The 21,634-nt window shown below is 62.2% G+C and carries 19 protein-coding genes; 6 read left to right on the top strand and 13 right to left on the bottom strand.

Annotation, left to right across the window (positions count from 1 at the left end):
• Positions 1-12 precede the first annotated feature (12 nt).
• Positions 13-582, bottom strand: coding sequence for a glycerol-3-phosphate 1-O-acyltransferase PlsY (gene plsY, locus IAE33_RS03005; protein ID WP_201162087.1), 570 nt, complete (start codon positions 580-582; stop codon positions 13-15).
• 74 nt (positions 583-656) lie between these two features.
• Between plsY and folB the strand changes: the two genes are divergently transcribed.
• Positions 657-1,013, top strand: coding sequence for a dihydroneopterin aldolase (gene folB, locus IAE33_RS03000; RefSeq protein WP_028633549.1), 357 nt, complete (start codon positions 657-659; stop codon positions 1,011-1,013).
• Entirely contained in the window at positions 1,004-1,513 is a 510-nt protein-coding gene (folK, locus tag IAE33_RS02995; RefSeq protein ID WP_201162086.1) for a 2-amino-4-hydroxy-6-hydroxymethyldihydropteridine diphosphokinase, read from the top strand. The genes folB and folK overlap by 10 nt, the downstream gene beginning before the upstream one ends.
• Before the next feature lie 55 nt (positions 1,514-1,568).
• Here the strand turns inward: folK and IAE33_RS02990 are convergent, their stop codons facing one another.
• From IAE33_RS02990 to IAE33_RS02940, 11 genes are all read right to left on the bottom strand, one after another.
• A complete protein-coding gene (locus IAE33_RS02990; protein ID WP_201162085.1) occupies positions 1,569-2,663 on the bottom strand; it encodes a multifunctional CCA addition/repair protein in 1,095 nt (364 codons plus the stop codon).
• Between the two features lie 55 nt (positions 2,664-2,718).
• Positions 2,719-4,287 (bottom strand): SpoVR family protein, encoded by a 1,569-nt coding sequence (locus IAE33_RS02985; RefSeq protein WP_201162083.1) that lies wholly within the window; start codon positions 4,285-4,287, stop codon positions 2,719-2,721.
• Entirely contained in the window at positions 4,284-5,555 is a 1,272-nt protein-coding gene (locus IAE33_RS02980; RefSeq protein ID WP_060482870.1) for a YeaH/YhbH family protein, read from the bottom strand. Before IAE33_RS02980 ends, IAE33_RS02985 begins: the two co-directional genes overlap by 4 nt.
• Before the next feature lie 178 nt (positions 5,556-5,733).
• Positions 5,734-7,656 carry a PrkA family serine protein kinase gene (locus IAE33_RS02975; protein WP_028633544.1) on the bottom strand — a complete coding sequence of 641 codons (1,923 nt, stop codon included), beginning with the start codon at positions 7,654-7,656 and terminating at the stop codon, positions 5,734-5,736.
• Positions 7,657-7,940: 284 nt separating this feature from the next.
• Positions 7,941-8,270, bottom strand: coding sequence for a thiosulfate sulfurtransferase GlpE (gene glpE / locus IAE33_RS02970; protein WP_201162081.1), 330 nt, complete (start codon positions 8,268-8,270; stop codon positions 7,941-7,943).
• A gap of 14 nt (positions 8,271-8,284) precedes the next feature.
• The gene (locus IAE33_RS02965; protein ID WP_201162079.1) at positions 8,285-9,151 is read right to left on the bottom strand and encodes a symmetrical bis(5'-nucleosyl)-tetraphosphatase; all 867 of its coding nucleotides are present in this window, start codon (positions 9,149-9,151) and stop codon (positions 8,285-8,287) included.
• Positions 9,151-9,531, bottom strand: a complete 381-nt coding sequence (gene apaG, locus IAE33_RS02960; protein WP_028633541.1) for a Co2+/Mg2+ efflux protein ApaG — start codon at positions 9,529-9,531, stop codon at positions 9,151-9,153. The genes IAE33_RS02965 and apaG overlap by 1 nt, the downstream gene beginning before the upstream one ends.
• 123 nt (positions 9,532-9,654) lie before the next feature.
• Positions 9,655-10,455 (bottom strand): 16S rRNA (adenine(1518)-N(6)/adenine(1519)-N(6))-dimethyltransferase RsmA, encoded by an 801-nt coding sequence (gene rsmA, locus IAE33_RS02955; protein WP_028633540.1) that lies wholly within the window; start codon positions 10,453-10,455, stop codon positions 9,655-9,657.
• Entirely contained in the window at positions 10,452-11,441 is a 990-nt protein-coding gene (gene pdxA / locus IAE33_RS02950) for a 4-hydroxythreonine-4-phosphate dehydrogenase PdxA (protein ID WP_201162078.1), read from the bottom strand. The genes rsmA and pdxA overlap by 4 nt, the downstream gene beginning before the upstream one ends.
• Positions 11,438-12,757 carry a peptidylprolyl isomerase SurA gene (gene surA, locus IAE33_RS02945; RefSeq protein ID WP_201162076.1) on the bottom strand — a complete coding sequence of 440 codons (1,320 nt, stop codon included), beginning with the start codon at positions 12,755-12,757 and terminating at the stop codon, positions 11,438-11,440. Before surA ends, pdxA begins: the two co-directional genes overlap by 4 nt.
• A complete protein-coding gene (locus IAE33_RS02940) occupies positions 12,738-15,557 on the bottom strand; it encodes an LPS-assembly protein LptD (RefSeq protein ID WP_201162074.1) in 2,820 nt (939 codons plus the stop codon). Before IAE33_RS02940 ends, surA begins: the two co-directional genes overlap by 20 nt.
• Positions 15,558-15,687: 130 nt before the next feature.
• Between IAE33_RS02940 and IAE33_RS02935 the strand changes: the two genes are divergently transcribed.
• Genes IAE33_RS02935 through IAE33_RS02925 form a run of 3 tightly spaced genes read left to right on the top strand, consistent with a single transcriptional unit; the run spans position 15,688 to position 18,144 of the window.
• A complete protein-coding gene (locus tag IAE33_RS02935; protein ID WP_201162072.1) occupies positions 15,688-16,707 on the top strand; it encodes an aminoglycoside phosphotransferase family protein in 1,020 nt (339 codons plus the stop codon).
• Positions 16,704-17,375 (top strand): N-acetylmuramate alpha-1-phosphate uridylyltransferase MurU, encoded by a 672-nt coding sequence (gene murU, locus IAE33_RS02930; RefSeq protein WP_201162070.1) that lies wholly within the window; start codon positions 16,704-16,706, stop codon positions 17,373-17,375. Before IAE33_RS02935 ends, murU begins: the two co-directional genes overlap by 4 nt.
• Before the next feature lies 1 nt (position 17,376).
• Positions 17,377-18,144 (top strand): TerB family tellurite resistance protein, encoded by a 768-nt coding sequence (locus IAE33_RS02925; protein ID WP_201162069.1) that lies wholly within the window; start codon positions 17,377-17,379, stop codon positions 18,142-18,144.
• 4 nt (positions 18,145-18,148) lie between these two features.
• On the opposite strand, the gene IAE33_RS02920 is transcribed toward IAE33_RS02925, so the two are convergent.
• Positions 18,149-19,147: an alpha/beta hydrolase family protein gene (locus IAE33_RS02920; RefSeq protein ID WP_201162067.1), complete on the bottom strand. Its 999-nt coding sequence runs from the start codon at positions 19,145-19,147 to the stop codon at positions 18,149-18,151.
• A 94-nt stretch (positions 19,148-19,241) separates the two neighbouring features.
• Here IAE33_RS02920 and IAE33_RS02915 point away from each other — a divergent pair, with 94 nt between their 5' ends.
• On the top strand, positions 19,242-21,629 hold the full coding sequence (locus tag IAE33_RS02915; protein WP_201162065.1) for a PAS domain-containing sensor histidine kinase: 2,388 nt from the start codon (positions 19,242-19,244) through the stop codon (positions 21,627-21,629).
• Positions 21,630-21,634: the final 5 nt, after the last annotated feature.

Raw genomic sequence — 21,634 nt, 5'->3', positions numbered from 1 at the left:
CCGCAGTGAGTGTTAAAAATGCCGTTCGCGGCCGGCAAACAGGTCGCGCAGGTTACTGCGGTGCCGCCACACGATCAGTATCGTCAGTACGGTCATGGGCAGCAGCGCCTCGGGTTGGCGCCAGGCCAGCAATGGCAGGGTCAGCGGGGTTGCAATCAGTGCCGCAAGCGAGCTGGTACGGGTAAGGTAGAGGGTGAGCAGCCAGGCACAGATGGCCAGCAGCGCCGCCGGGAAGTACAGACCCATGAGCATGCCGGCAGCCGTTGCGACGCCCTTGCCGCCGTGGAAGCGGAAGTACAGCGGAAACAGGTGGCCCAGCACTGCACAAATGCCTATCCAGGCCTGTGCCTGCAGGTCGAGGCCGGCAGCGCGGGCGACAAGTACTGGCAGCAGGCCCTTGCACAGGTCGCCGAGCAGGGTCAGGATCGCCATCTTGCGCCCTGCAAGGCGTAGCATGTTAGTGGCGCCGGCATTGCCCGAGCCACTGGAACGAGGGTCCGGGCTGCCCGCAAGGCGGCTGAGAACAATGGCGAAGGACAGCGAGCCAAGCAGGTAGGCGAGTAACGCCAGTAACCAAAACATGCTAACTATTCCGGGCGAGGACGCCCTGATTCTAACGGCGCCCGTCGCCCTTGTCGTGCTGTGGAGAGAAGTGCTTGGACAGAGTGTTCATCGAAGGCCTGGAAGTCGATACCGTTATTGGTGCCTATGACTGGGAGCGGGATATTCGCCAGTGCTTGCGCCTGGACCTCAGCTTCGGCTGGGACAACCGCCCGGCGGCTGCCGGCGACGACCTGAGCCTGGCACTGGACTACGCCAGCGTCTCAGCGCGGATCCAGGCCTTTGCCGAGCAGGCGCGCTTCGAGTTGGTGGAAACCTTCGCCGAGCGCCTGGTAGCGGTGCTGATGCAGGAGTTCAACATCCCTTGGGTGCGGCTGAAGCTGACCAAGCCAGGCGCCGTTCCGGCAGCCCGTGGCGGTGTTGGCGTGGAGATCGAGCGCGGATGTCTGTAAGCACGGTTTACCTGGGCCTGGGCAGCAATATCGACCGCCATGCGCACCTGTGTGCCGGGCTCGATGCGCTGGCCGCCATTCTCACCGGCATGCGGTGCTCGCCTGTGTTCGAGAGCCAGCCGGTGGGTATCAAGAGCGGTCCGTTCATCAATCTCGTGGTGACCGGGCAGACCACATTGCCGCTGATCGAACTGGACCGCCGTCTCAAGTTCATCGAAGCCGACAATGGCCGCTACGCCCCGGATCGCAAGGGCTTGCCGCTGGATATCGATGTGCTGATGTATGACGATCTGCACGGCAATTTTGATGGGCTGGTGCTGCCGCGTGCTGAAATCCTGAAAAACGCCTTTGTGCTGTGGCCCCTTGCGCTGCTGGCCCCGGAGCTGGTGCACCCGGGGGTGGGCAAGCCCATGGGGCAGCTCTGGCAAGAAGCGCAGATCGATCAGGTGCTGGCGCCTGTTGCATTCGACTGGCGTGGGGTGCAGTTGACGCCAGCTTGATCGGCAGACACGCGGATGTCGCCGCCTGGGTTGCGCTCGTGCGCTGTGCTCGCGCCTACGGTTGCAGGGCTTTTAGTCTTTCGGCCTTCAGGGCTTCGCCGAGCGCTTGGCCTGTAAGGCCGGCCTGCACGAGGGGCTGCGCATCCACCGCTCTGGCTGCTGCTGCTGCGCTGCGCAGGTGATCGGCCTGAGGGTAAGCGGCTTTTCCATCGCCCAAGGCGGTCATTTCGCAGGCGGCGATGAAGTCCTCGAAACGTTGGGGGCGCCGGTACACATCAAACCGCTGTAGCAGCTCCAGCAGGCCAGTGGCAGGCAACTCCAGTGCGCTGTCTGCCAGCGTCAGGCATTGGCTGGTCAACTGGGCCAGCTCCTGGCACTCCCTGGGGGCCTTGAGGCGCTTGTTCACCGCCTTGACCTGCTCTGGTGCCAGCCTGCCCAGCAGGCACGCCCAGCGCACGTGCAGGGGCTGGGCATGGGCCGCTGCCTGTTGGAGTGCGGCTAGGCACAAAGGCCCTCGGTGAAGCTCTGGCATCATCTGTTCGAGTGCCTGGCAGGCGTCTAGCACCTGGAAGAACACCTGTGGCTGCGCCTCCATCAGTGCCCGCTGAATCTCCTTCCAGCTGCGCTCGGCGGTCAGTGCCTGCAACTCACCCGATGCACTGATCTGCTGCATCAACGACAGGGTGTCGTCGGCAATGCGGAAACCCATGGGTGCGTAGCGGGCGGTAAAGCGGGCCACACGCAACACGCGCAGCGGGTCCTCGGCAAAGGCCGGCGAAACATGGCGGAGCAGGCGCTTCTCGAGATCATCCTGGCCATGGTAGGGGTCATAGACCTTGCCGTGTTCGTCTTCGGCCATGGCGTTGATGGTCAGGTCGCGGCGGATCAGGTCTTCTTCAAGGGTGACGTCGGGGCTGGCGTAGAAAGTGAAGCCGCCGTAGCCCCGGCCGCTTTTGCGCTCGGTACGGGCCAGGGCGTATTCATCGCCGGTATGTGGGTCCACGAAGACGGGGAAGTCTGTGCCGACCGGGCGATAGCCTTTGGCGTGCATGTCTTCGACGGTTGCGCCAACCACCAGCCAGTCGGTATCGCTGACAGGAAGGCCGAGCAGGCGGTCGCGTACTGCGCCGCCGACTTTGTAAATGTGCATGTACAACTCTCCATGAATGCCGACAGGATAACCCGTCGGCAGCCATGGCGTGGGGTTACAGGTGGTGGACCACCGCCAGGTCCATGCGGCCGTAATCAGCCCCTTCGGCGTGGTCGCCTCGCGGCGGCATGTGGTGGGTTTTCATCACTTTGTCGCCCTGTACGGTTTCGAGATGGATATCAAAGCCCCACAACCGATGCAGGTGCTTGAGCACTTCTTCGGTGGAGTCCCCCAGCGGTTTGCGGTTGTGCTGCTGGTGGCGCAGGGTCAGTGAGCGGTCGCCACGACGGTCCACACTCCAGATCTGCACGTTGGGTTCACGGTTGCCCAAATTGTACTGGGCAGCAAGTTGCTCGCGAATGACACGGTAGCCCGCTTCGTCATGAATGGCCGGTACCAGCAGGTCGTCGCGCTGGTCATCATCGAGAATGCTGAACAGCTTCAAATCACGCATGACCTTGGGTGACAGGTACTGAAGAATAAAGCTTTCGTCCTTGAAGCTGCTCATGGCGAACTTGATGGTAGCGAGCCAGTCACTGCCGGCAATGTCGGGGAACCAGCGGCGATCTTCTTCAGTGGGGTGCTCGCATATCCTGCGGATGTCGGTGTACATGGCAAACCCGAGTGCGTAGGGGTTGATGCCGCTGTAATACGGGCTGTCGAAGCCTGGCTGGAACACCACACTGGTATGCGACTGCAGAAATTCCATCATGAACCCTTCAGTGATCAACCCTTCGTCATAGAGGTCGTTCATGAGGGTGTAGTGCCAGAATGTAGCCCACCCTTCGTTCATGACTTGCGTCTGGCGTTGCGGGTAGAAGTACTGGGCGATCTTGCGCACGATACGCACCACTTCTCGCTGCCAGGGCTCCAGCAGTGGCGCGTTCTTTTCGATGAAATAGAGGATGTTTTCCTGAGGTTCGGCAGGGAAGCGAGCGTCATCCCGGTCGCTGCCCTTTTCGGCACTCTTGGGGATGGTGCGCCACAGGTCGTTGATCTGCCGCTGAAGGTGTTCTTCGCGGTCCTTTTGGCGGCGCCGCTCTTCTTCGGCGGAAATAGGGTAGGGCCGCTTGTAGCGGTCCACGCCGTAGTTCATCAGGGCATGGCAAGAGTCGATCAGGTCTTCTACCGCGTCGATGCCGTGACGCTCTTCGCATTGGGCAATGTACTGCTTGGCAAAAACCAGGTAGTCGATGATCGAACTGGCGTCGGTCCAGGTGCGGAACAGGTAGTTACCCTTGAAGAAGCTGTTATGGCCATAACAGGCGTGGGCAATGACCAGTGCCTGCATGCACATGGTGTTCTCTTCCATCAGGTAGGCGATGCAGGGGTCGGAGTTGATCACGATCTCGTAGGCCAGGCCCATCTGCCCACGGGTATAGGATTTTTCGGTGCTGAGAAACTGTTTGCCGTACGACCAGTGGTGATAGCCCAGAGGCATGCCGACGGATGCATAGGCATCCATCATCTGCTCGGCGGTAATGACCTCGATCTGGTTGGGGTACGTATCCAGCGCGTAGCGCTCGGCCAGGCGGCCGATTTCCCGGTCGTAGTTCTGGATCAGTTCGAATGTCCACTCTGACCCGGTGGAGATGGGCTGGCGTCTCTGTGCTCTGGCGGTCATGTGGCTAACCTGCGCTGGAAGAGTTCACGGAAGACCGGGTAGATATCGCCGGCCGATACCAACTGTTGCTGGGCAAAGGTGTCTGGGAATGCATCGCCGATGCGCTCGTATTCATACCACAGCGCCTGGTGCTCACGCGGGGTGATCTCGACATACGTGTAGTACTGCACGTGGGGCATGATCTGCTTGGTCAGGATATCCCGGCAGATAGGTGAATCGTCATTCCAGTTGTCGCCATCCGACGCCTGGGCGGCGTAGATGTTCCAGTCACTGGCCGGGTAGCGCTCGGCCATGATCTCCTGCATCAGCTTGAGTGCGCTGGAAACGATTGTCCCGCCCGTTTCGCGACTGTAGAAGAATTCTTCTTCATCCACTTCGCGTGCACTGGTGTGGTGGCGGATGAACACTACCTCAATTCGGTCGTAGTTACGTTTCAGGAACAGGTACAAAAGAATGAAAAAGCGCTTGGCGATGTCCTTGGTGGCTTGAGTCATGGAGCCGGAGACATCCATCAGGCAGAACATCACGGCTTTGGAGCTGGGGTTGGGTTGCTTGATCAGCAGGTTGTACTTGAGGTCGAACGTATCGAGGAACGGCAGGCGGTTGATGCGCGCCTTGAGGCGGACGATTTCCTGCTCGACCTCCTGGATATCAGTGAAATTGTCAGGCTCCTCCACCCGCAGGCGTTCGAGCTCTTTTTGCGCCTCGCGCAGCAGGGCACGGCTGCTGCCGGTCAGGGCAATGCGCCGGGCATGGGCCGAACGCAGTGTGCGCACGATGTTGATGCGTGAGGGGTTGCCTTCACTGGCCACGCCTGCGCGCACAGTTTTGAAGGTGTCGGCCCCGGTGATGTGACGCTTGACGAGGTTCGGCAGCTCCAGGTCTTCGAACATGAATTCCAGAAACTCTTCCTGGGTGATCTGGAAGACGAAGTCGTCCATGCCGTCACCCGAGTTGCCGGCTTTGCCCCGGCCACCCCCGCCGCCGCCGCCCTGAGGCCGGGCGATGTGTTCACCGGCGGTGAATTCCTTGTTGCCAGGGTGCACGATGGTCTGCTTGCCACCACGCCCGTGGTGCAGCACCGGTTCATCGATATCGCGCCCCGGAATGCTGATCTGTTCGCCGTGCTCCATGTCCATGATCGAGCGGCGGCTAACCGCCTCTTCGACGGCTTTCTTGATGTGATCGCGGTACCGCCGCAAGAAACGCTGGCGGTTGACCGTGCTCTTGTTCTTGCCGTTCAGGCGTCGGTCGATAACGTAGCTCATGGTCCCTCCGGTAACTGGATGCAGCGCGGAGCTACAAGCCCGCGAGCTACAAGCCTGCGAGCTACAAGCTTCAAGCTTCAAGCTGCAAGAAAGAGCAGACAGCGCTGCTGCAAGCTATTGCGTCGGTACTGAACCGTACGGCGAACAGCTTGCAGCTTGCAGCTCACAGCTTGGCGCTCTATTGCGATTTCCTTACACGTAGGTACCATTCCGACAGCAGGCGGACCTGCTTGTCGGTGTAGCCACGCTCCACCATCCGCGTGACGAAATCGTTGTGTTTCTGTTGGTCCTCCTTGCTGGCCTTGGCATTGAAGCTGATGACGGGCAGCAGATCCTCGGTGTTGGAGAACATTTTCTTCTCGATCACCACCCGCAGCTTTTCATAGCTGAGCCAGCTCGGGTTCTTGCCGTTGTTATTGGCGCGGGCGCGCAGCACGAAGTTGACGATCTCGTTGCGGAAGTCCTTCGGGTTGCTGATGCCGGCAGGTTTCTCGATTTTTTCCAGTTCCTCGTTAAGGGCGATACGGTTGAGGATTTCACCGGTTTCCGGGTCGCGGTACTCCTGGTCCTGGATCCAGAAGTCGGCGTAGAGCACATAGCGGTCGAAGATGTTCTGCCCATATTCGCTGTACGACTCCAGGTAGGCCGTCTGGATTTCCTTGCCAATGAACTCGATATAGCGAGGGGCCAGGTATTCCTTCAGGTAACGCAGGTAGCGCTCACGCACTTCGGCGGGGAACTGTTCCTGTTCGATCTGCTGTTCCAGCACATACAACAGGTGTACCGGGTTGGCGGCCACTTCGTGCGGGTCAAAGTTGAAGACCTTGGACAGGATCTTGAAGGCAAACCGGGTGGACAGGCCGTTCATGCCCTCGTCGACACCGGCCGAATCGCGGTACTCCTGAATGGACTTGGCCTTGGGGTCGGTGTCCTTGAGGTTTTCACCGTCGTACACGCGCATCTTGGAGTAGATGTTCGAGTTGTCCGGTTCCTTGAGGCGCGAAAGGACGGTGAACTGGGCGAGCATCTTCAGGGTGTCGGGTGCGCAGTGGGCCTTGGACAGCGAGCTGTTGACCAGCAACTTGTCGTAGATCCTGATCTCATCGCTGACGCGCAGGCAATACGGCACCTTGACGATGTAGATACGGTCGATGAAGGCCTCGTTGTTCTTGTTGTTGCGGAACGTGTGCCACTCCGATTCGTTGGAGTGGGCCAGCAGAATGCCGGAGTAGGGGATCGCCCCCAGGCCTTCGGTACTGTTGTAGTTGCCTTCCTGGGTAGCGGTAAGCAGGGGGTGCAGCACCTTGATCGGTGCCTTGAACATTTCCACAAACTCCATCAGGCCCTGGTTGGCCCGGCACAGCGCGCCCGAGTAGCTGTAGGCATCGGCGTCGTTCTGCGGGAATTCCTCGAGCTTGCGGATATCCACCTTACCCACCAGCGCAGAGATATCCTGGTTGTTCTCATCGCCCGGTTCGGTCTTGGCGATGGCGATCTGGTTGAGGATAGAGGGGTACAGCTTGACCACCTTGAACTTGCTGATGTCGCCGCCAAACTCCTGCAGGCGCTTGGTGGCCCAGGGGGACATGATGGTGCTCAGGTATCGCCGCGAGATGCCGTACTCTTCCTCGAGAATGGCCCCGTCTTCGGTGGCGTTGAACAGCCCCAGAGGGGATTCGAATACAGGCGACCCCTTGATGGCATAGAACGGTACCCGCTCCATCAGCTGCTTGAGCTTTTCGGCCAGGGACGATTTACCGCCGCCAACCGGGCCCAACAGGTAGAGGATCTGTTTCTTCTCCTCCAGGCCCTGGGCGGCGTGGCGGAAGTAAGAGACGATCTGGTCGATGCACTCTTCCATGCCATGGAAGTCGGCAAAGGCCGGGTAGCGTCGAATGACTTTGTTGGAAAATATACGCGACAGCCTGGAGTTGGCAGAGGTGTCGATCAGCTCGGGTTCACCGATTGCCAGCAACAGGCGTTCGGCCGCCGATGCGTAGGCACTGCGATCCTCTTTGCACAGCTCGAGGTACTCCTGCAGCGAGAGTTCTTCCTGGCGCGTGGACTCGAAGCGTTGTTGGAAGTGGCTAAAAATACTCATGACGTCACCTCGCTCGATACGTAGAGACGACGCCGGATCAGTCAGCTGATGCTGGCATGCAACCGAATTTCCCCGGCTGCTGTGTACCCCCCAGAACACCCTGTAACGCTACCGATGACCCGCACGCCGGTGTACCGGCTCTCCCCTTTTTCCGGATGGCCTGAGCCTAAGAATAGTTGGTTATCGGCAAGGTCAAGGGCGGGGCAGGCAGAAGTTGCGAACGACCGTTCGTCAGATTAGGCGCCAGCCCGCACGGGGCGCGGGCTGCAGTCACTATGAAAAAATTATTCGGCGGTGCCTTGGGCAGTTTCCGCAGGGAAGGTGGCACGCCACAGCTCAAAACCGCCATCGATGCTGTACACGTCTGAAAAGCCCTGGTTCACCAGGTAGGCCGCAGCGCTCTGGCTGGAGTTGCCGTGGTAGCACACCACCAACGTTGGGGCGTCGAGGTCGGCGCTGCAGATGAAATCCGGGACCGAATGGTTGTCCAGGTGCCGGGCACCGCTGATATGGCCGGCGGCGAATGCCTGCGGGTCGCGAATGTCCACCACTACCGCACCTGCCTGCTTGAGCGTCAGGGCCTGCTCGGGGGAGATGCGTTTGAATTCGCTCATGATTACTGCTTCCTTCATGTCTGATCGTTCAGTGTAGTTGGGTGCGCCGCTGAGCGCAGGGTGCCGCCTTCGCCACAGTCGCAATGGTGATATTCGCCACTGTCGACGTTGTACAGGGTCATGGCGCCACCCCAGACGCAACCGGTGTCCAGCGCGATGATGCCAGGTTCGTCGACCTGGCCCTGCAAGGCGGCCCAGTGGCCAAAGATGATCTTCACGTGGCGCGAGCGCCGGCCCTTGTGGGCAAACCAGGGTTTGAAGCCCTTGGGTGCTGTTTCCAGGCCTTCCTTGCTCTTGAGGTCCAGCTTGCCCTCGGCGGTGCAGAAGCGCATGCGTGTGAGGCAGTTGGTGATCACCCTCAGGCGTTCGACACCCGCAAGGTTCTTGCTCCACTTGTTCGGCTCGTTGCCGTACATGCCGTCCAGGTAAAGCTGCAGGCGGTTATCATCGCGCAGCACTGCTTCCACCTCTGCCGCCAACTCAAGGGCTTTGCCCAGCGTCCACTGCGGGGGGATGCCCGCATGAACCAGCGCGATGCCGCGTGCTTCATCGTAATGCAGCAGCTTTTGCTGGCGCAGCCAGTCGAACAGCTGATCGGCATCCGGCGCCTCGATGACCTCACGCAGCGTGTCGCTTTTTTTCAAGCGCTCGACGTTGTGCCATGCGGCCAGCAGGTGCAGGTCATGGTTGCCGAGTACGCACACCAGCGACTCGCGCATGGCGTACAGAAAGCGCAAGGTTTCGAGAGATTCCGGGCCGCGGTTCACCAGGTCGCCCACCAGCCACAGGCGGTCCACACTCGGGTTGAATTTCACCCGGTCCAACAGGCATTTGAGCGGTTGCAGGCAGCCTTGCAGATCGCCGACGGCGTAGGTAGCCATCAGTGCAATGCCCCGGGTACAGCCAGGCGGAAAGGCGCGATGGTGGCATCGAAACGTTTGCCGTCTTCGGCGAACATCTGGTAACTGCCCTGCATGGTGCCGACGCGGGTAGTGATCACCGCGCCGCTGCTGTAGGTATGGCTCTGGCCCGGGTCGATGTTGGGTTGCTGCCCGACCACGCCGGCGCCGCGCACTTCCTCCACTTCACCATCACCATTGGTGATCAGCCAGTGGCGTGACAGCAGCTTGGCTTTGAGTGAGCCGTTGTTCTGCACCGTAATGGTGTAGGCGAAGGCGAAACGGCTGTTATCCGGGTCGGATTGTTCTTTGAGATAACGGGTCACGACGCTGACGTCGATCTGATAGCGGGGGTCGGTCATGCAAGGGCCTTGGGCGAACTGACGCAATGATGCAGTCTAGGCCATTGATGGTGCGCAGGGCCAGCACTGGCCCTGCGCCGCTCGGCATGCGGATTGAGCAGATGCCCAACGGTCGCGCTGAGGTCAGGCTTGCTGGTCTGCCAATTGGTCAGCCAGGCGCACGAAGGCTGCCAGGTCAAGCTGCTCGGGCCGCAGGCTGCCGTCCACACCAGCCGCTTCGATGGCCTGGCTGTCGAGCAGGCCTTTCATGGTGTTGCGCAGGGTTTTACGGCGCTGGTTGAACGCTTCGCGTACCACCTGCTCCAGCAGGCGTGCATCCTTCGCCGGGTGTGGCAGCACTTCGTGGGGTACCAGGCGCACAATGGCGGAGTCCACCTTGGGCGGCGGGTTGAAGGCGCCTGGGCCAACGTTGAACAGGTGTTCGACCCGGCAGTGGTACTGCACCATGATCGACAGGCGGCCCCAATCGCCACCGCCGGGGCCTGCAGCCATGCGCTCGACCACTTCCTTTTGCAGCATGAAATGCATGTCGCGGATCAGCCCGGCATGGCTGAGCAAATGGAAGATCAGGGGCGTCGAGATGTTGTAGGGCAGGTTGCCGACCACTTTCAGGCTGCGTGGGGGGACGCCCAGCTGGTTGAAGTCGAACTTCAGGGCGTCGCCCTGGTGCAGGCGGAAGTTGCCGCGATCTGCGAACTTGTGCTGCAGGATCGGCACAAGGTCCTTGTCCAGTTCAACCACGTCCAGTTGCGCGCCACTGCCCAGCAGCCCCTCGGTGAGGGCGCCCTGGCCCGGGCCGATTTCCAGCAGGTGCTCGCCAGCCTTGGCGTTGATAGCCCGCAGGATGCGGTCGATAATGCCTGCGTCGTGCAGGAAGTTCTGACCGAAGCGCTTGCGCGCCCGGTGTTGGTATTGCTCGTTCATGGTCGGTTCTCGGCCATCTGGTAGGCAGTTTGCAGCGCAACGCGCAGGCTGCCGGTGTCGATGTTGCCGGTGCCAGCGAGGTCCAGGGCAGTGCCGTGGTCAACCGAGGTACGGATGATGGGCAGCCCCAGGGTCACGTTGACCGCCGCACCAAAGCCCTTGTACTTGAGTACGGGCAGGCCCTGGTCGTGATACATCGCCAGCACCGCATCGCAGTGCTCCAGATATTTGGGGGTAAACAGGGTATCGGCTGGCAATGGCCCGCGCAGGTCCATGCCTTCGGCGCGCAGGCGGGCCAGGGCTGGCTCGATAATGTCGATTTCCTCGCGGCCCAGATGGCCACCTTCACCCGCATGGGGGTTGAGGCCGCATACCAGGATGCGAGGGTGGGGGATGCCGAACTTGTTACGCATGTCTGCATGCAGGATGCGTGTAACCCGCTCAAGACGCTCGGCGGTGATGGCGTCGGCGATATCGCGCAGGGGCAGGTGGGTGGTCACCAGGGCAACGCGCAGGCCATGGGTGGCCAGCATCATCACCACCTGCTCGGTGTGGGTCAGTTCGGCCAGAAACTCAGTGTGCCCAGAGAAGGCGATGCCACTTTCGTTGATGACGCCCTTGTGCACCGGCGCGGTGATCATGCCGGCAAAGTGTTGGTCCAGGCAGCCCTGGCCGGCGCGGGTGAGGGTTTGCAGGACGAACGCGGCGTTGGCGTTGTTCAGTTGGCCCGCCACTACCGGGGCCGCCAGTGGCGTGTCCCACACATAGAGACTGCCCGCTGGCGCGGGCCGGTCAGGCCACTGCTGTGGCCCTACTGGCAGCAGGTCGACCGCCAGCCCCAGCTGGGTGGCCCGCTCGGCGAGCAGGTCACGGCTGGTGATGGCAATCAGGGGGTGGGGCTGGGCGTCTGCGGCGAGCAGCAGGCACAGGTCGGGGCCTATGCCCGCTGGCTCGCCGGGGGTGACGGCGAAGCGCAGTGGCTTCACTGGGCGGCCTGGTCAGCGCCAGGCAGCTTGATTTCAACGTAGGCTTCGTCGCGAATCTGGCGCAGCCAGGTTTGCAGCTCTTCGTCGTATTTGCGATTACGCAAAACCGTCATGGCCTGCTGCTCGCGTGCCTGTTCGGTGCTGTCGGTGGCACGACGGCCCAGCACTTCCATGACATGCCAGCCGTACTGGGTCTTGAACGGTTTGGTCACTACGCCTTGCTGGGCGTTGGCCATCTGCTCGCGGAACTCCGGTACCAGGCTGTTCGGGTCAACCCAGTTGAGGTCGCCGCCGTTGAGCGCCGAGCCCGGGTCTTCCGAGAAGCTCTTGGCCAGGGTGGCAAAGTCTTCGCCGTTGTTGATGCGTTCGTAGATCTTCTCGGCCAGTTGTTCGGTGGCCGCTTCGCTGCGCACCTCACTTGGCTTGATCAGAATGTGACGCACGTGCACTTCATCACGCAGCACGTTCTGGCTGCCACCGCGTTTTTCCTCGAGCTTGAGGATGATGAAGCCATTGGGGATGCGGATGGGCTGGGTGATATCACCCACTGCCATGCTGCTCAGCATCTTGGCGAAGTCCGGTGGCAGTTGCCCGGCATTGCGCCAGCCCATTTCGCCGCCTTCCAGTGCGTTCTCGCTGGCGGAGCGGGCAATGGCCATCTGGCCGAAGTCCGCGCCCTGCTTGAGCTGCTGGTACACATCGCCGACCTGACGGGCGGCTGCCTGGATGGCCTGGGAGTTGGCCGCTTCCGGGGTGGGGATGAGGATGTTGGCCAGGCGGTACTCTTCGGACATCTGCATCTTGCCCAGGTCCGAATTCAGGAAGTTTTTCACCTCCTGCTCGGAAACCTGAATGCGCTCGGCCACACGGCGCTGGCGCACGCGGCTGATGATCATCTCGCGCTTGACCTGTTCACGGGCGTCGTCAAACGACAGGCCGTCGTGGGCCAGGGCCGCACGGAACTGGTCCAGCGACATGCCATTGCGCTGGGCAATGGTGCCGATGGCCTGGTTGAGTTCCTCGTCAGTGATGCGGATACCGGAACGCTCGCCGATCTGCAATTGCAGGTTCTCGACGATCAGGCGTTCCAGTACCTGCTGTTCCAGAGCGCCGGAGGGCGGCACGCCGCCGCCGCGCTTGGCGATGGTTTGCTGGACCTCGCGGACACGCTGGTCCAGCTGGCTTTGCATCACCACGTCGTTGTCAACGATGGCTACCACACGATCAAGCGGCTGCACCGCAGCATGTACTGCGCCACTCAGCAAAGCGACGCCCAGCAGCACTGGGCGCAGTCGATCAATAAGCTTGGTCTTCACGTTCACGATAACCTTGAATGCCTTTGTCGAGGAAAGATTCGACCTTGTTGCCAACCACGCCGCCCAGACCTTTCAGGACGATCTGGAGGAATACACCATGGTCGCCTTTTTCGTTCTGCGGCAATGCCTGGCTGTAGTCGTCGAAGTCGAGCCAGTAGCGGTTGATCAGGCGCAGTTTCCAGCAGCAGTTGTCATATTCGAAACCGCCCATGGCTTCCAGGGTACGGTTGCGGTTGTAGTCATGCTGCCAGCGAGCGATGACGCTCCACTGCGGGACGATCGGCCAGATGACCGAGAAGTCATGCTGCTGGATCTTGTAGTAGTCCTTGATGAAGTTAGGTTGCCCCTCGACCCCATAGTTACCACCGCCCACTTTCCACGTACCCGTGGTTGAGTCATAGGCGATGGTGTCGTTGCGATAGCGATAACCGAGGTTGACCACTTTGTTCGGGTTATCTTCAGGCTGGTAATGGAACATTGCACTGCCCGAGCGGGTGCTGCGGCTGTCCGGGTCCCAGTTGAAGTCCGAATTGAAGCGCCAGTCGCGGTTGAAGTAGTAGTTGTACACCAGTGCATACGGCGATACATCGGACTGCGAGTCTTTGCGGGTGCGGTAGTCGATACCCGGCAACTGAACCTTGCGGTCCTTGAAGTAGTAAGCCTGACCGATGCTGAAGTTCTGGCGCTCGAAGCCGTTGTCTTCGATCCAGCGAGTCGTGGCGCCCAGCGACAGCTTGTTTTCGTCGCCGATACGATCGGTACCGCTGAAGCGGTTGTCGCGGAACAGCGAGTCATAGCTGAACAAGGTTTCGCCCGTGTCGAATAGCGGAATGTCCTTCTGGTCCTTGTAGGGGACGTTCAGGTAGTACAGGCGCGGTTCGAGGGTTTGCTTGTAGCTATTGCCGAACAAGGTGGTGTTGCGGTCGAAATACAGGCCGCTATCAACGCTGAAGATCGGCACGCTGCGGTTCACAGAGCTGCTGTAGTCACCGTAAACGCTGGAATCGGCATTGTGCTGACTGATCGCTTCAGCCTTGCCTTTTCCATCCAGATCAAGATCGTACTGGGTGTAGGCATACTTCAGCTTCGGCGTCAGGTAGCCATAGCTGGCTTGCATCGGATAGCTGATCGATGGCGCAACGTTCAGGCGCGTGCCGTTGGCGCGCTGTATGCCGGTGATGTTCTCGTCAAGACGACGGCCATCGGCACCTGCGGTCAGGTCGAGGTTGCCATCCTTGTCGAACACCGGGCCTTTCTTCAAGTCACGCTCGAAACGCACCGCTTCGGTTTCATACGCCATGTTCAGCCCGCCCGGCTGATAAGGCAGCACACCATTGAAGGTGATCTGCGGCAGGCGGTCGTACGGCGTGATCTGCGAAATGGTGGCCGCCTCGTAGGCGTGCACGTTCAAGCGGGCGGTGTAGCTGTCGCCGCGGTAGGTGAGCGCACCTTGCTGATCGAGGAAGTCCTTGTTGTCGACGCCGATCTGGTCGGATTCCAGGTCCTGGAAGTAGAACGGGTCGCTGATGTCGGTGTAGTTCACCTCGGTCATCAGGCGCTCGTCCAGGCCGCCCTTGTGCTGCCAGTTGACCATCCAGCGCTGATCCTTGTAATCAGTCTGGTCTTTGCGCTCGTCGCTCTTGTCGTTGAGGTAGGCGCCGCCGAACTGGCCTTCGCTCGAAGGGGTCAGGTAGCGGAATTCGCCTTCCATCAGCAGGCCGCGCTTGGTCATGTAGCGCGGGTACAACGTGGCATCGTAGTTGGGTGCCAGGTTGAAGTAGTACGGCGTCACCAGCATGAAGCCAGTGTCGCTGCTGGTGCTGAACGATGGCGGCAGGAAGCCGGACTGGCGACGGTCGTCGATCGGGAAGTAGATATACGGTGTGTAGAACACCGGGAAATCCTTGACCCGCAGGGTGACGTTGGTCGCGGTACCGAAACCGGTGGCCGGGTTCAGGGTGATGTTGTTGCCCTTGAGCTGCCAGGCGTTGCTGCCCGGTTCACAGGTGGTGTAGGTACCATCCTTGAGGCGGATGATCGCGTTTTCACCGCGTTTGGCGTAAAGGGCACTGCCGCGGATGTGCGACTTGTGCATCACGTATTCGGCGTTGTCGACCTGGGCTTCGCCGGTGTCGAGCTGGATTTGTGCCTGGTCACCCACCACCAGCGAACCGTTGTCGCGGATCTTGACGTTGCCCTTGAGCTCGCCACGGTTTTCGGTCTGGTAGAGGTTGGCTTCGTCGGCCTCGGCCTGCATGCTGCCCTGGCGCATTACCACGTTGCCGGCGAGGGTAGCGATCTGCTGCTCCTGCTGGTACTTGGACACCTTGGCGTTGATGTAGGTAGGCGACTCGTCCTTGGGCGTGGTGTCGGCCATGCCTGGGCGGGTTGGCTCGATATAGGCGCCACCGCAATACGGGCCGGTTTCGGCCAGCTGAGCAGCGGTGAGCTTGTCACGCGGGACCCAGTCCAGGTGGCTGTAGTCTTCGCTGCGCGACTTCAGGCCGCGGCCTTTGGCCTCGGTAACCAGCGTCGGGCGGTCGGCGGCTTGCGCCTCGCCGGCTGCTTCGCCACCGGAGCTGGTGCCGGCGCTGACAGCAGCACCCTCGTGCACCGGCCGTGGCGGCAGGTTGTTGACCTGAGCCTTGGGCTTGCAGTCCCAACCACCGGAGGCGGACACTTGGCAGTCGAATTGTTCGGCTGCCACGACGTGCGACATGGCTAGAGGTTGCAGGGCCAGCAGACCGCCGGTGACCAGCAACGGAAACTTTCTACGAAACGCGGGGGATTTCAATGCCATCTTATTAGTCCGGGCTTCCTGCGTGCCATCTGCCCGCGTGTGGGGCCGCACGCCTCTCGATGGTCTGAAAAAGATGCTGGATAATAAAGCATGACCCGCTTGACGGCTAGGGCCGTCGGAGACCCTTGTAATGCCTGAACACGATGTACGCCTGCAACAACTGACGGTGTGGCTCCACGAGCAGCTCGAGGATCTTTTCCGCAACAACGCCTGGGGCGAGGTGCCAGCAGGCAGCCTGACCCCGGCCAGCAGTGATGCCAGCTTCCGCCGCTACTTCCGCTGGGAAGGCGCAGGGCACAGTTTTGTGGTGATGGATGCCCCGCCCCCGCAAGAAGATTGCCGACCGTTCGTCGCCATCGACCACCTGCTCGCCAGTGGCGGGGTGCACGTGCCACTCATTCACGCCCAGGACCTGGAGCGAGGCTTCCTGCTGCTGGGCGACATGGGCCGCCAGACCTACCTGGACATCATCGATGCCGACAATGCCGACGCCTTGTTCGCCGATGCCATCGACGCACTGCTGGCCGTGCAGCGCCTGCCGATGGAGGCTGCACTGCCCAGCTACGACGAAGCCTTGCTGCGCCGTGAGGTCGAGCTGTTCCCCCAGTGGTATGTGGGCCACGAACTTGGCCGGGCCTTCGATGAACAGCAGGCTGCTGCCTGGCAGCGCTGCAGCCAACTGCTGATCGACAGCGCCCTGGCGCAGCCCAAGGTGCTGGTGCACCGCGACTACATGCCGCGCAATCTGATGCAAAGCATGCCAAACCCAGGGGTGCTGGACTTCCAGGATGCCGTGTATGGCCCTGTCACCTACGACATCACTTGCCTGTTCAAGGATGCCTTCGTCAGCTGGCCGCAGGCCCGCGTTGAGGGCTGGCTGCGTGACTACTGGCAAAAGGCTAAGGCCGCCGGCATCCCGGTACAGGCCGATTTCGACACCTTCCACCGTGCCAGCGACCTGATGGGTGTGCAGCGCCACCTGAAAGTGATCGGCATTTTTGCCCGCATCTGCCACCGCGATGGCAAGCCACGTTACCTGGGCGATGTACCGCGCTTTTTCGCCTATATAGAAGAGGTGATCACCCGCCGCCCCGAGCTGGCCGAGTTGGGTGAGTTGATCGCCGGGCTACAGGCGGGGGCACGTGCATGAAAGCCATGATTCTGGCGGCAGGCAAGGGCGAGCGCATGCGCCCCTTGACCCTGCACACGCCCAAGCCGCTGGTGCCGCTTGCCGGGCGGCCATTGATCGAATACCACCTGCAGGCGCTGGCCGCTGCGGGCATTACCGATGTGGTGATCAACCATGCCTGGCTCGGCCAGCAGATCGAACGCCACCTGGGTGACGGCAGCCGCTTTGGCCTGCGTATCCGCTATTCCGCCGAGGGCGAGCCCCTTGAGACAGGTGGCGGTATTTTCAAGGCGTTGCCTTTGCTGGGCGATGAACCCTTCGTGCTGGTAAACGGTGATATCTGGACCGACTACGATTTTTCCCGGTTGCAGTGCCCGCTGCCGAGCCTGGCCCATCTGGTGCTGGTGGACAACCCCAGCCATCACGGCCACGGCGATTTTCGCCTGGTCGACGGCCAGGTCCTCGACGGGGATAACGCCCCAGGTACCCTGACCTTCAGCGGCATTTCCCTGCTGCACCCATCACTGTTCGACGGTTGCCAGCCTGGCGCATTCAAGCTCGCGCCACTGCTGCGCCAGGCCATAGCTGCCGGCAAGGTCAGCGGTGAGCGCCATGCTGGCCGATGGGTGGACGTGGGCACCCTGGAGCGCCTGGCCGAGGCCGAGCGCCTGCTTGGCGAGCACGCCTGACATGTGGTGGCCTGGTACGTTGATTGGCGCCGGTGCCGGCTTTGCCATCGCCAGCATTCCTGGTGCCCTGCTGGGGGCCTTGCTCGGCCAGGTGATGGACCGCCATATGCGCCTGCAAGGTTGGGAAGATGTGCGTGAACGCCTCGGCGGGCGGCCTGCGCTGCGTGACGAGGAACTGCTGTTTGTCTTGCTGGGGCGCCTGGCCAAGTGTGACGGCCGTGTCGCCGAGCAGCATATCCAGCAGGCCCGGCAGGAGATGGTGCGCCTGAACCTGGACGAGCCTGCGCGCCTGCGGGCAATCGAGGCGTTCAACCGCGGCAAGGCCGGCAAGGATCGGCTGGGCGCCTACTTGCGTCGCATCCGCCAGCAGCCGCATGCGGCGGAAGGTACCATGCGCGCCAGCTGGCGCATGGTCTGGGCTGACGGCAGGATGGGCAACAAGGAGCGTGAACTGCTGCTGGACTGGGGGCACAAGCTGGGCATGAGCCGCCGCCAGGTGCAGGCAATGTCGCAAGAGTACGAGCCGCGCAAAACCGCTGGCATGGCGGGCGTGGGCATGACCTATGCGGCAGCGATGCGCTTGCTGGCGGTAGAGGCCGATACCGACGGCGCCGCGATCAAGCAGGCCTATCGCCGCCTGGTAAGCCGCCACCACCCGGACAAGCTGGCTGGCACGGGGGCCAGCGAGGCGCAGCTGCGCGAAGCCACCGAGCGCACCCGCGAGTTGCACCAGGCCTATGCGATGATCCGCAAGCGGCGCGGTATTTGAAGCGTCACCCTTGCGAGCTCATCCAGCCCCGCACCCGGCGGAACAACTGCTCCTGCTCCGCAGCCTGGTTGCCTGGCATGGCGATCAGCGACAGCTGGCGATACTGGCTGTCCTTTTGCCGCTTGCTGGCTTGCAGGCGCTGCGCGGCTGCGGCACGGTCGGCGCTGCGGGTGGCATAGTAGATGTCAGCCGTTGGTACTTTCAGCGTTGGCGCCAGGCTCTCCAGGTCATGCTCGACCCGTGCCGGGGTCTGCGCGGCCACCATCACCAGCTTTTGTACCTGCGGGGGCTGCCGCTCGCTGAGGTAGCGGGCGGCCCAGTAGGCGCCGCTGCCATGGCCGATCAGCACGATGCTGCGGGCGTTGTGCTGTTGGGCGAAGGCAACGGCCGCGTCCAGGCGGGCAAAGATGCGCTCGGCATCGGCGGGGTCGGCCTGCTGGTCGGCTACTTCGGCATCGGTACCTTGTGCAGTGTCCGGGTCGGCTGCGGTGGCCTGGGCGACGTTGGCATTAGCGTCGGCCGGCTCATCCTTGACGGGGGCACGCTGGCCGTTCTGGCTGGCGGGCACCTCGGCTGGTTTGTCCTCGACCCGGGCTTGGGGGCCGTCTATCAACAGGTCCGGCAGGCTGACGCTCAAGCTGTGCCAGCCCACATCCGGGAATTTCTGCCGCAGTGGCCCGACCGCTCGGGGCCAATCTGCGGTTTCGCCTGCCCCGGGCACAATGATCACTGCCCCTTTCGGGTCGGCGTCGTTGGCGGGTTTCCACAGGGCCAGGAAGCTGTCGGTGCCGGCCTGCAAGGTTTCCTGTTCTGCCTTGGGCACCAGGCGCTCCAGGGCCTGGGCATCCTCCTGGCTACGCTCCAGCAAGGGCGGGCGAACCGCTTCAGTGCCGGTTGCCTCGGTGGCGGCGGCAGGTTTTTCGGCATCCGCTGCCAGCGCAGCCAGTGGAAGAATCGAGGCAAGGCAGCACATTGCCAGCGTCGTGCGATAGAGTGTGGACATGTATCAACCCAAGGCCTGAATGATTTCTGCAGCGTAATGGTATTTGGCCGGGACGGCCATGCGCGATGGCCGCCTCGCCTGGAAGAGCCTGTAGATGAACCGAATGCGTCGCCTGTTGGTGATTGGCTTCCTGTGGCTCCCCCTGATCGCGCTGGCCAGGCCAGAGCCGGTGCCCACCGTTACGCTGGAACCTGCCCAGCAGCAGTGGCTGGACAGCCATCGCAGCTTGCGGGTGGGCCTGGTGCTGCAGGCGCCATACGCCCAGTTCGACCGGCGCCTGCAGCAACTGTACGGGGCCAACGTGGAATTGGTGAGTAGCCTTGCCCAGGCCCTGCGCCTGGACCTTACCTGGCGAAACTTCCCGGACCAGGCCAGCCTGGAGCACGCCTTGCAGGCGGGCGAGATCGACTTTGCCCCGGGCCTTACGCAAACCCCGGCCAGCCTGCGCCTGTGGTTGTTCAGTGACCCGTACATGCGCGTGCCACAACTGATCGTTGGGCCGCGCAATGGCGCCATGGCGGTCGAGCTTGAAAAACTCGATGCCGCGCAGCGGGTGGTGGTGCGCATGCCCAGCCAGTTGGCGACCTACCTGCGGGGCAACTACGGGAACCTGAACCTGCAAGGGGTGCCTGATGAGCGAGAGGCTCTGCAACTGTTGGTGAGCGGGCAGGCCAGCTTTGCCGTGATGGATGAAGCACAGCTGAGCCGGTTGTCACGTGAAAGTGAGTTTGGTGAGCTGGCAGTGGTGGGGGATATCGGCCTGCCGCAGTTGCTGCGCATCGGTTCGAGGCAGGACTGGCCGCTGCTGGCCGATGTGCTCGAACGTGGCTTGCAGGCGTTGCCTGCCAAGCAGCTCGAGCAGTTGCACCAGCGCTGGCTGCAGCCCCGGTACCCCCGCCTGAGCGAGTCGCCCGGGTTCTGGCAGAACCTGGCCTTGCTGCTGGGCATGTTGCTGCTGGGTGCCCTGGCCACCCTGATGTGGCAGCGCCGGCAGCAGCGCGAACTTGAGCGTAGCCTGCTGACTACCCGGGAACGTCTGCAGGAGCGGCATGCACGCGATGAAGCTGCGCGGCTGAGCCAGTTCGCGATCGATCAGAGCACGGTTGGCACCCTCTGGGTGAACTGGGACAGCCATGTGCGCTACGCCAACCCTGCTGCCGAGCGCATGCTGGGGTATGCGCAAGGGGCGCTGCTGGACCGGCCACTGGGCGATTTCGAGCCTGGCCTGAACATGGACCGCTGGCTGGAGCTGTGGAGGCGCGCGCGCTCGGGCGAGGCGGGCATCGGGCAGTTCGAAACCCAGTGTCGGCGCGCCGATCACAGCCTGCTCCCGGTGGAGCTGTCGCTGAGCTTTCTGCGTTTTCGCGATGCCGAGTACCTGGTGGTCTACCTTGCCGATGTCACCGAGCGCCACCGGGCCATGGCCGCGCTGCGCGAGAGCGAGGCGAGGCTCAAGGGGATTGCCGGTAACGTCCCGGGCCTGGTGTTCCGCCTGGAGCGCGACCCGGCCGTTGGCGGGCTGGAGTTTCCGTACATCAGCGAGGGCAGCGAGGCGCTGGTGGGCTACACCCCCAGCGAGATCCAGCACCCGCAGATGGGGCTGCGCACCTTGGTACACCCCGACGACCGGGCCGACTACCACCACGTGCAGAACCTGGCCCTGGCCAGCGAGCAGGACTGGCAATGGCAGGGCCGCATCCTGACCCGCCAGGGCGAGCAGCGCTGGGCCGACATCAAGGCCAGTACCCGTCGCCTGGCCAATGGCCAGGTGGTGTGGGACGGGGTGGTGTGGGATATCACCCAGGGTAAGCGGGCCGAACTGGCCCTGGCACGCTCCCAGGAGCAGTTGCGTGAACTGTCCGCGCACCTGGAGAGCGTGCGTGAGGAAGAAAAAGCCCGCATCGCCCGGGAGGTGCATGACGAGCTGGGGCAGATGCTGACGGTGTTGAAGCTGGAGGTGTCGATGTGCGAGCTGGCGTTTGCCGAACTCGACCCTGCCCTCAATGAGCGCCTGGCCACTATGAAACGGCTGATCAGCCAGCTGTTCCAGCTGGTACGCGATGTGGCCACGGCCCTGCGCCCACCGATTCTGGATGCAGGCATCGCGTCGGCCATCGAGTGGCAGGCGCGGCGCTTCGAGGCGCGCACGCAGATCCCGTGCCTGGTGCAGGTGCCCGATAATCTGCCAGCATTGAGCGATGCCAAGGCAACGGGCCTGTTCCGTATTCTTCAGGAAGCGCTGACCAATGTGATGCGCCACGCCAACGCCCACAGCGTGGAAATAGAACTGGTGCGTGAAGCGGGGCAATTGCGCATGACCGTGAGCGATGACGGGCAGGGCTTTTGCCGCGACCAGCCACGGCCCACCTCGTTTGGCCTGGTAGGCATGCGCGAGCGGGTGCTCATGCTGGGGGGCAGCATGGTGCTGCACAGTGAACCGGGCGAGGGCACCAGCCTGAGCGTGGCCATTGCGTTGGAATAGGAGAA

The sequence above is a fragment of the Pseudomonas sp. S60 genome (assembly GCF_016647865.1).
In the GTDB taxonomy this organism is placed as follows: domain Bacteria; phylum Pseudomonadota; class Gammaproteobacteria; order Pseudomonadales; family Pseudomonadaceae; genus Aquipseudomonas; species Aquipseudomonas parafulva.
The sequence above is the reverse complement of the archived record's forward strand: the minus strand, read 5'-3'. Positions and strand labels throughout refer to the sequence as shown.

Coding starts and splice junctions, on each gene's coding strand:
- plsY (WP_201162087.1), bottom strand. CDS start 582: ATGTTTTGGTTACTGGCGTTACTCGCCTACCTGCTTGGCTCGCTGTCC.
- folK (WP_201162086.1), top strand. CDS start 1,004: ATGTCTGTAAGCACGGTTTACCTGGGCCTGGGCAGCAATATCGACCGC.
- IAE33_RS02990 (WP_201162085.1), bottom strand. CDS start 2,663: ATGCACATTTACAAAGTCGGCGGCGCAGTACGCGACCGCCTGCTCGGC.
- IAE33_RS02985 (WP_201162083.1), bottom strand. CDS start 4,287: ATGACCGCCAGAGCACAGAGACGCCAGCCCATCTCCACCGGGTCAGAG.
- IAE33_RS02980 (WP_060482870.1), bottom strand. CDS start 5,555: ATGAGCTACGTTATCGACCGACGCCTGAACGGCAAGAACAAGAGCACG.
- IAE33_RS02975 (WP_028633544.1), bottom strand. CDS start 7,656: ATGAGTATTTTTAGCCACTTCCAACAACGCTTCGAGTCCACGCGCCAG.
- glpE (WP_201162081.1), bottom strand. CDS start 8,270: ATGAGCGAATTCAAACGCATCTCCCCCGAGCAGGCCCTGACGCTCAAG.
- IAE33_RS02965 (WP_201162079.1), bottom strand. CDS start 9,151: ATGGCTACCTACGCCGTCGGCGATCTGCAAGGCTGCCTGCAACCGCTC.
- apaG (WP_028633541.1), bottom strand. CDS start 9,531: ATGACCGACCCCCGCTATCAGATCGACGTCAGCGTCGTGACCCGTTAT.
- rsmA (WP_028633540.1), bottom strand. CDS start 10,455: ATGAACGAGCAATACCAACACCGGGCGCGCAAGCGCTTCGGTCAGAAC.
- IAE33_RS02940 (WP_201162074.1), bottom strand. CDS start 15,557: ATGGCATTGAAATCCCCCGCGTTTCGTAGAAAGTTTCCGTTGCTGGTC.
- IAE33_RS02935 (WP_201162072.1), top strand. CDS start 15,688: ATGCCTGAACACGATGTACGCCTGCAACAACTGACGGTGTGGCTCCAC.
- murU (WP_201162070.1), top strand. CDS start 16,704: ATGAAAGCCATGATTCTGGCGGCAGGCAAGGGCGAGCGCATGCGCCCC.
- IAE33_RS02925 (WP_201162069.1), top strand. CDS start 17,377: ATGTGGTGGCCTGGTACGTTGATTGGCGCCGGTGCCGGCTTTGCCATC.
- IAE33_RS02920 (WP_201162067.1), bottom strand. CDS start 19,147: ATGTCCACACTCTATCGCACGACGCTGGCAATGTGCTGCCTTGCCTCG.
- IAE33_RS02915 (WP_201162065.1), top strand. CDS start 19,242: ATGAACCGAATGCGTCGCCTGTTGGTGATTGGCTTCCTGTGGCTCCCC.